The organism is Zoogloea sp. (assembly GCF_041908905.1).
Lineage (GTDB): Bacteria > Pseudomonadota > Gammaproteobacteria > Burkholderiales > Rhodocyclaceae > Zoogloea.
Genome location: NZ_JAYREK010000023.1, coordinates 46,554 through 55,397, shown reverse-complemented (window position 1 = coordinate 55,397; position 8,844 = coordinate 46,554). Strand labels below are relative to the sequence as shown.

The window sequence follows — 8,844 nt, the reverse complement described above, 5'->3', positions numbered from 1 at the left end:
TCGGAGTCGGCTCGGGGCGGATTCAGAACGATGTAATTTTATCAAGGGTGGGCGAGTCGAGGTTTTTCGAGGTGCCCTGAGGTTGGTTCATCGTTGAGCGTTCGTCGAGAAATCGACCCTATTCCATTCGATGGCTCGTTTGCGCCAATGGGTCTCGATGGCCTGAGTGAAGTCCGCCCGGACCAGCTTGGCTCTGGACTCACACCACTGGACAGATTCCCGGCGGATGACCACGCCCTCCAACGGCCCCTGACGGTAGTGGCTGGAACGGGTGGTTACCAACTCTTTCAGCGAGGCTACGGAGTGCCGCCCGTGTCCGACCTGAGGCACCGTGGCCAAGCCCGCCGATGCGGCCAGCGCATTACGGCGCGCACTGCACCAGAAGCGGCCTTCCTGCCGGTCATACACATCAAACAGCAAGAACCAATCGGGTAGCGCAGCGTAGTCCAGGGAATGGCGGGCAGCGCACCACTCGCCAAAAACCATGAGGCCGGGCGTCAGAACACTGCGAAGCGCGTCACCGTGCTGAGCAATCCATGCAGGTAACCGAGCAAACTGTCCAGCATGGGGCTCGACCAGGTATTGACCACGGTTCTGGGCGCGAAGGCTGCCATCCGGTGCCAGTGAAATGCCCAGATTGGCACCATCAAGCTTCTCCTCCACGACTACATCCCCCGCCAGCAGTGTTTGCACCTCGGTAGGCGAAAGCACCTTGTCGTCGCGCGGATTTTCCTGCCCCAGCCAGGCCAGATGTGGGGTGTGTGGGAAGCGGAAGAAGTCTGTATCCATGGCACTCAAGCCGGCAATTGGGGGGCTGGTTTCTCTGGAAACTTCTTACCGTAGAACGCGCAGGCATCATTCGGGCACAAGAAATCGACCTCGACCCCCTTGGCTCTCAAGGCTAACCACCAGTCCAACCATTTACAGTCCGCCGCTTGCCAGATCACAGGCTTATCTGGGTGAGCATGGGCCACTGCGGCGAACTTCCGATCCGCGGCATCAAACAGCGGCTCCAGCGCAGGATCCGGGAACTCGGCAAAGCAGTTTTCTGCGGTTTCGTTGAGGGTGATCTGCTCTACTTGCGCGCTGCCAGCGTGCCGCAACAGCCACTTCAAGAAGACGTCTCCCACGCCTTTAGGCGGGTTCAATCTGGTTTTGTGCTGGTATTCCCCCAAGATTCGGAACCCATCGTCAATAACGACAATCCCCTTCTGCTGCACCGCTTGCAGCTGCTTGACGCATTCGGCCACGCAATCCTCGGAAACCTCGTCATGTTGGCCATTGGCGACCAAGAGCACATTGGTGTCGATCACTGCTTTCACTGTTCGCCACTTTCTTGCTGCTTGATCTCCTTCTTGCGCTGCATGGCTGCCAGGGTGCGCCCTGCGATATCCGCCATCTCATCGCCAAAGAAGTGCTCGGGCCAGTTCTCGATCTCTCCAAACATATTCAACCTCAGTGGCTCCAGTTCGGTAGCCGAACCGGTGCGGCGGCAGAAGTACACCGCCACGTCTTCCGGCTCGACCATTCCCTCGGCGACTCGGCGCTGCAAACGGTTAAGGAAGTGCTCGGAGTGACTCTCAACAATCAGTTGGACATCGCGAGGCTTACCGCCCTCACGGGCCTGGGTCGCGGAAATGAAAACGTCCGCCAATTCGGCCTGAACTTGCGGGTGCAGATGGATCTCCGGCTGCTCCATCCACACGGTGGAATGCGGTGGACAGTAGAAGGCTTGCACTAGCGCCGGCAGCACCTGGGAGATACCAAAGCCCACGTCGGTGATCTTCACCTCTGGCGCTTTGGGGTGGGTCTTCACCAGAACCTCGTACTCTTTGCGGCCCACCGCCACGGGCCGCACAGCGAAGTCGTCGATGACACCAAGGTCCTTGAGCCATGCTGCAATAAACTCGGCAAAGCCTTTGGTGTGATGCCCAGCCTGCCGATTGAGGCGGCGACCTTCACCCTGCGCCGCCAGAATAGCCGCTACAGCGTACTCACCCATTTGCCCAACACTGGCTGGCGTATCGCCTGACCACTGGTAAATACGTTGGGGATGACTACGTAGCGGACCCAGATACGAGATTCGCTCCAGCATGCTCTCGGTGGCCAGTGCGAAGTCCGCCAGGAAACCAGCGTTCTTGTACCGGGCCATGCTGGTGTCGGACAAACGGTAGAACTTCTCAGGCTCCTCCAGGGGCCATTTGCGCCCGTCAGCCATTTTGAAGCTGTAGTGTGCAGACGTCAGGTTGAGCTTTCGCTTCTCATCGCGCTCCAGTGCGACATCGAGCACTTCCTTGTCAGCCGAAGAAAGCGCATAGCGTAGCGCCTGAACCTCGGGCTGCTGCGCCTTGTTCGCAGCCAGGGTCACATCAAGTTGCATGCGGGTGCCCTGATAGCGGGAATCTGGTTGCAATGGGTCGCGCACATCCAAAGCCCTAGGCAAGGTCCAACCCAGCTCGAAGGACAGAGGTTGCTTCAGATCGTGGCCATGCAGGCAATCGGTGAAAGTGCCCAAATCGATCAGGGATGAGGCATCACCGAGATGCAGAGCACGCTTTCGGTCTGTTGAGCGCGCTGTCTGCTGCAAGGCTAGCAAGAGGTGGCCTAGACTGCTCTTTCCCGCACTGTTAGCGCCGAAGAGCACGGTAAGTGGTGCCAGTCTAATCGGCCCTGTGTCTTTCCAGGCCTTGAAGTTCTTAATGTGCAGGTGAGTGAGCATCCGTAATGATCTCCATCGTGCTTTTTGCATCCATCCGCCCGACGGCGGTGTCGAGTGGGGTAATTCTTCCTTAGCAGAAGGTCAGGACTGTTTGTGCTGCCATTTGGCCCCCCTGCCCTTGCCGTTTGATTCAATCAAGCCCTTGGCTTTCATGGCGCGCAGAATTACCCGCACCATGTCGCGGCTGATTCCGGGGCAGGCCTCCTCGATCTCCGAGATGGAGAAGGGCAGTTGGCGCTTGAGAATCTCTGAGCGCACGCGGTCGCCTTTGGCACCCCGCCCGCGCTCGATGGTGCCCACGCACTCTTCGAATTCCTTGTAGGCGCGCAGTAGAGCGCCCCAGAAGTAGTCGAGCCAGGGGGCGATGTTGTGGGCAGCTTCGTGCCAGCCTTGGGAGCTGGCCTCCAGCGTTTCGTAGTAGTTCTCCTTCGACTCCTCGAAGATGCGCTCAAGGCTGATAAAGCGGCCTACCGCATAGTCGAAGTGATCGAGCAACTGCAGGGTCAGCAGCCGTGCCATGCGGCCGTTGCCATCCGGGAATGGGTGGATGCACAGGAAGTCGAGGATGGCGAGGGGTACCAGCACCAAGGGGTCTGCCAAGTGCTGATCCAGCGCTGAGCGGTAGCGCGCGATCAGATCCGCCATCGCAATGGGGGTGAGATGCGCAGCGACTGGACGAAAGCGGATGCGCGAGCTGCCATTGGGGTGACGTTCGATGATGTCGTTGTTCGTGGCCTTCCAGTGCCCGCGCGATTGCGGCATGTAGCGGTACAGCATGCCATGGAGCTGCAGGACAGTACCCTCTGAAAACGGCATCTGCTCGCCGCTTTCGTGGATCAGGCCCAGGGCGTCTCGGTAGCCCGCAACTTCCTGCTCGGAACGACTTTGCGGCATGGCATTCTTGAGCACCAGTGACTTGAGCCGGTGTGCAGCGACGACCACACCCTCCAAACGGTTCGAAGACTCGGTCGACTCGACAACGGCCACCTGCCGCAGGTCGCTCAAGACTTCGGGCGACTGCGCCACGAAGAACTGCTGCTTGCCCCTGTACTCACCCAGTGCACGCAGTGTTGCCAGCTGCCGCGCTTCGAAGCGCAGCCTGGCGAGGTAGTCCGGCGAGAGTGATTGCATGCAGCCGCATCCGTGGAAGGAAGAATGGGGCAATACTACTTCGAATAAGGGTATTTTGATTACTCATTACCTTATTTGTGCTGGATCTTTGCCCCCACCGCAAGGCCAAAAAAACGCCAGCCTCAACGGGCTGGCACAAAGTTGGAGGACAACGGAACAACAACGGGGAAAACGAAGGAGGCGGCCGGGCTTACATGTAGAGGATCACCAGATCGTTGATCACGCTGGGGCGCTCGGCGCCGACCACGTGGGTGTGCACCTCGAGGACGAGCTGGGTGCCGCTCTTCAGCCGGTCGACGCTCTTGACCCGGGCGCGGGCGTGGATGCGCGCCCCGGCCGGCACCGGAGACGGGAAGCGCAGGCGGTCGGAGCCGTAGTTGACCATGTTGGTGAAGCCGGTGACCTCGAAGCCGAGGGGGATCTTCATGCGCGACTGGAGCACCTGCACCAGCGCGCCGTGGGCGATGGTGCCGCCGAAGGGCCCCATCTTGCGGGCCTTGTCGGGGTCGGTGTGGATCCAGTAGTCGTCGCCCGAGAGGCGCGCAAACTCGTCGATCAGCGCCTGGTCCACCACCACCTCGTTGCTCCACGCCGTGAAGCTCTCGCTGACCAGCGCGCGCAGGGCAGCCTCGTCGGCGACCGGCACCTTGGTCACCGCAACCGGCGGCGTCTCGGGGGCGGGTTCGGCGGCCGGCGCGTCGGGGCGCCTGGGGGTGAAGGTCTTGTCGACACCCGTGAAGCGCAGCAGCGTGGTGCCGTCGCCCTTCACCTGATCGAACACCGGCTTGAGCCGCATGCCGACGCGGATCTCGTCCTCGGCGAGGCCGACCAGGGTGGTGTTGATGCGGACGCCCTCGTCCAGTTCCACCACCGCCATCGCCTGGGGCATCTCGTCGGCGAAGTCCGGCAGGGTCGGGATGCGGGTGAGGGTGTAGGTGTACAGGCTGCCGGCACCGCTGACCTCGTGCCACGCCACGTCGTGGGACCAGCACTTGTCGCAGTGGCGGCGGGGGTAGAAGATCCAGTGGCCGCAGCTGTTGCAGCGCGGGATGGTGAGACGGCCGCTCTTCAGGCCGTCCCAGAAGGGCGCCGAGATCTCGGTCGGCGCGGGCATCGGTTTGTTGGTGGACATGCTGGTCAAGCTCCCTGGAGAATCAGTGCGCCCTGCTCGCTCATCACGCCGCCGGTGCCGGATACGAAAACGGTGTCGCAACGCTTGAGCTGGCGCTCGCCGGCGCGGCCGGAAATCTGGGTGAAGGCCTCGATCACCTGGGACATGCCCCCCGCGCTGCCCGCCTGGCCGAAGCTCAGCTGGCCGCCGTGGGTGTTCATCGGGAAGTTGCCGCGCCAGGTCAGGTCGTGCTCGCGCACCCAGCGCATGCCTTCGCCCTTGGGGGCGAAGCCGGCGTCCTCGAGGGTCAGCAGCACGGTGATGGTGTAGCAGTCGTAGATCTGGGCCGCATCCATGTCGGCGGGCTTGAGGCCGGCCATCGCGAAGGCGCGGGCGGCAGCGGGGCCGATGGGGGTGCGGGTCATGTCGGCGGCGTAGGTCGGCGACTTGAAGGCCAGGTGTTCGCCGAAGCCCTTGACCACCGCGCCCCGGTGGCGCGCCCTGGCGGCGAGCTCCTTCGAGGCAAGGATCACCGCCGCGCCGCCAGCCACCGGCATCACGATCTCCAGCACGTGCAGCGGGTCGGCCACCATCTTGCTGGCCAGCACCTCCTCGGCGGCGAGTGGCTTGCCGAAGAACATCGCGTCCGGGTTGGCCAGCGCGTTGGTGCGCTGGTCCACCGCGATCTTGGCCATCGCCAGTGGGTCGTAGCCGTACTGGGCGGCGTAGCGCTGGGCGATCATCGCGTAGCCGGTGTTCTGGCCCATGTGGCCGTAGGGCAGGTCGAACTCCGCCTCGGGGGCGCCGAAGGCCGTGCTGTGGCCGCCGTAGCGCATCGCCCGGGCCATCCAGGTCGGGTCCTCGTCGGGCCCGAAGGGCGCCATGCGGGCGGGCAGCACGCACAGCACCGCCTGGCACAGGCCCATCTCGATGGCCATCGCGGCGCGCCAGACCATGGCCACCGAGGTGCAGCCGCCCAGGTCCACCACTTCGGCGAAGTTCAGGTTGAGGCCCAGGTATTCGGCCGCCATCGCCGGCACGAACACCGAGGCTTCGTGAAACTGCGGGCCGTTGATCACCAGCCCGTCGATGTCTTCGGCGCGCAGGCCGGCGTCGGCCAAGGCCCGCGAGGCCAGGTCGGCGACCTGCTCCAGGTGGAACATGCGCGGCGCGGTCTGATACTTCTCCGGCCGGTACTGCGCTGCTCCGACGATTGCTGCATTGCCCTTGAGTCCCATGTTCTCCTCACCTTGGTGGTTTGGCCGGCTCGAGCCGGCCCATGGGAAGAAGATGCCACAGGGCGGACGGCGGACAATCGTTCAAATCGACTAGGCCCACCTGCCTATTCCCCGCCGCACTGCCGCGCAGGCCACAGATGGACACAGATGGACACAGGCCCCCTCCTGCCCAGGGGCGGGAGGGGGCCTGCAGGTGATTCATGCCGGTGGCGACGGCCTGGATCGGAGCACAGGCGGGGTCCGCGTCGTCACAATCCCGGGCGGATCTGTCGCTCTTGTCTGCATGGCTGACACCCAGCACGCTCAGGGCGACGCTGATGGCAAAGGCTTTGATGAACATGATGTGGTCTCCTCCGGCCCTTTGTGGGCCATGTATTTTGGAATTCGCATCTCCGGCCCGGATGCGCCGCCCCGCCTTCCACAAGCGAAGCTGCCGGCACATCCTGCCGAACCGCGTGCGGGAAATGCTGTGGCAGGCGCCCCCGCCGCACATCGTCCAAACGTACTAGACGGCGGCCGACCCGGCGGAAGCGCCCGGGCCACACCGCCGCAGGGCCGTCAGCCGGCCCGGAACGGGGCGTAGCCGGCCCGGGCCAGCGCCTCGGGGGAGTACGGCACGTAGGTGCCGGCGGCCTCGTCCCGCACGTAGAGCGGATCGTCGAAGGCGGTCGGGTCGTAGCCCTGGCGCTGCAGGTCCACCTTGCGCAGCTTGAACGAGGCGGTCATGTCGGCCTCGCGGGAGACCCGCACGAACTGGGGCGCCGCGTAGCGGGGCAGGCGCGCCTCGGTCAGGGCGTAGAAGCCCGCCGGATCGAAGGACTGGCCGGGCTGCATCACGATGGCGGCCATGCCGGCGCGGCCCTCGTGGTCCGGCACCTGCACGCCGTACACGTTGATCACCTCGACGCCGGGGCAGTCGGAGAGCGCGTCGGCCACCTCCTGGGTGGACACGTTCTCGCTCTTCCAGCGGAAGGTGTCGCCGATGCGGTCGACGAAGTAGAAGTAGCCGTCCTCGTCGTAGCGCAGCAGGTCGCCGGAGCTCCAGAAGGCGTCGCCCTGCTGGAAGACGTTGCGCAGGATCTTCTTCTCGGTGGCCTCGGCCGAGGTGTAGCCCTCGAAGCGGCCGCCGCCGATCTGCGGGTGATTGACGATGTACCCCAGCCCCTCCCCCACTTCGCCCGGCTTGCACAGCAGGTAGAAACCCTTGTCGTCCCGCGGGTGGGTGTCGCTCTCGACGTCGTAGCGCACCAGCCGGAAGTTGGTCTTCTCCCAGTAAGGCACCCGGCCGCAGGAGCCGATGCGGTTGTCCAGGTTGATCAGGGCCGTGTTGGCCTCGGTGGAACCCCAGCCTTCAAAGATCTGCACGCTGCCGAAACGCTCGATCCAGCGCTGCCAGATCTCCGGCGTCAGGCCGGCGCCCATCATGCAGCGCAGGCTATGCCGGCGGTCATCGGGGCTGGGCGGCTGGTTCATCAGGTAGCGGCAGATCTCGCCGATGTACTGGCACACGGTGATGCCGTGGCTCCGCACGTCCTTCCAGAACTCGCGGGTGCTGAACTTGCGCCGCAGGGCGATGGCCGCGCCGGCGCGCAGCGCGGTGGAGGTGACGGAGGTGGCGGCGGCGCCGTGGTAGAGGGGCAGGCAGCAGTAGAACACGTCGTCCGGCGTGGCCCCGATGGTCACCTCCATCACGTCGCCCGAGCTGAGCCAGCGCATGTGGCTGTAGCGGGCCGCCTTGGGCAGGCCGGTGGTGCCGGAGGTGAAGATCAGCAGGGTCGGCGTCTCGGCGGTGATGGCGGCCCGGTGGCTGCGCGGGAAGGCCTCGCGCGGCGCGGCGGACACCTCGGCGGTGAAGGCCATGTCGGCCACGCCGGCAGCCGCGTCCTGGCACGGCTTCTCGGCATCGGCCAGGCCCCACAGGGGCAGGTCGGGCAGCCCCTCGGTGACCGCGAAGTTGGCCAGGCACTCCTCGCCCACCACCGCGGCGCGGGCCTGGGTGGTCTCCAGCGCATGCACCAGGGGCCGGCCGCTGACCTGGGTGTTGATGAAGGCCACCACGACCCCCAGCTTGGTCAGGCCGAACCAGGTGAAGAAGAAGTCCGGCCGGTTCTCCATCGCCAGCGCGCACACGTCGCCGGGGCGCAGGCCGCGGGCGAAGGCGGCGTGGGCCACCTGGTTGGCGCGGGCGTCCACCTCGGCATAGCTGAAGCGCTGCCCGCCATACAGCAGGAAGGGGCGCTCGCCCTGGCGGCGCGCCGTCTCCTCCACGCGGTCGGCCAGGGTGTACAGGTCGGCGGGCTTGATCAGGGCGCTGGCCGCGGCGCGGCGGTCCAGCCTCTCCTGGGTGAGCTCGCGGGGCACGCAGCCCTGGGTCTGGTCAGTCAAATTAGGTGGTGCATCGTTTGCGTTCATGCACATGTCTCCCCGGTCTGTTGTGCAGGTTGTGGCGGGCTGGGCGGCGGACGCGCCGCGCCACTGTTTCGCTGTTGGGCTTTCGCGCCGACCATCATTCGCCTGCCCGGGGCGGGCAACATCGTCCGGAAAGACTAAGTACGGCGGAATCCCGCGGGCTGGTCTGAACGGACGATGCCGGCGCGCGCCGACCTGCACGAGCATCCACGCTGGAGCCCGCCCGCCGGGCGATT

The 8,844-nt window shown here is 64.8% G+C and carries 8 protein-coding genes; all 8 read right to left on the bottom strand.

From position 1 onward, the window contains the following. Nucleotides 1-87: 87 nt before the first annotated feature. Entirely contained in the window at nt 88-789 is a 702-nt protein-coding gene (locus tag ACE3OU_RS12900; RefSeq protein WP_374241964.1) for an RNA ligase family protein, read from the bottom strand. A 5-nt stretch (nt 790-794) separates the two neighbouring features. Beyond that, nucleotides 795-1,322: a hypothetical protein gene (locus ACE3OU_RS12895; protein WP_374241963.1), complete on the bottom strand. Its 528-nt coding sequence runs from the start codon at nt 1,320-1,322 to the stop codon at nt 795-797. Further along, nucleotides 1,319-2,719, bottom strand: coding sequence for a DUF3696 domain-containing protein (locus ACE3OU_RS12890; RefSeq protein WP_374241962.1), 1,401 nt, complete (start codon nt 2,717-2,719; stop codon nt 1,319-1,321). Before ACE3OU_RS12890 ends, ACE3OU_RS12895 begins: the two co-directional genes overlap by 4 nt. An 81-nt stretch (nt 2,720-2,800) precedes the next feature. Then, nucleotides 2,801-3,850, bottom strand: a complete 1,050-nt coding sequence (locus ACE3OU_RS12885; RefSeq protein ID WP_374241961.1) for a Fic family protein — start codon at nt 3,848-3,850, stop codon at nt 2,801-2,803. A gap of 190 nt (nt 3,851-4,040) precedes the next feature. Continuing rightward, on the bottom strand, nt 4,041-4,982 hold the full coding sequence (locus tag ACE3OU_RS12880; RefSeq protein WP_374241960.1) for an OB-fold domain-containing protein: 942 nt from the start codon (nt 4,980-4,982) through the stop codon (nt 4,041-4,043). Nucleotides 4,983-4,987: 5 nt separating this feature from the next. Beyond that, nucleotides 4,988-6,199, bottom strand: coding sequence for a thiolase family protein (locus ACE3OU_RS12875; protein WP_374241959.1), 1,212 nt, complete (start codon nt 6,197-6,199; stop codon nt 4,988-4,990). Nucleotides 6,200-6,206: 7 nt separating this feature from the next. After that, nucleotides 6,207-6,539, bottom strand: a complete 333-nt coding sequence (locus ACE3OU_RS12870; protein ID WP_374241958.1) for a hypothetical protein — start codon at nt 6,537-6,539, stop codon at nt 6,207-6,209. A gap of 218 nt (nt 6,540-6,757) precedes the next feature. After that, nucleotides 6,758-8,611 carry a long-chain-acyl-CoA synthetase gene (locus ACE3OU_RS12865; protein ID WP_374241957.1) on the bottom strand — a complete coding sequence of 618 codons (1,854 nt, stop codon included), beginning with the start codon at nt 8,609-8,611 and terminating at the stop codon, nt 6,758-6,760. Nucleotides 8,612-8,844: the final 233 nt, after the last annotated feature.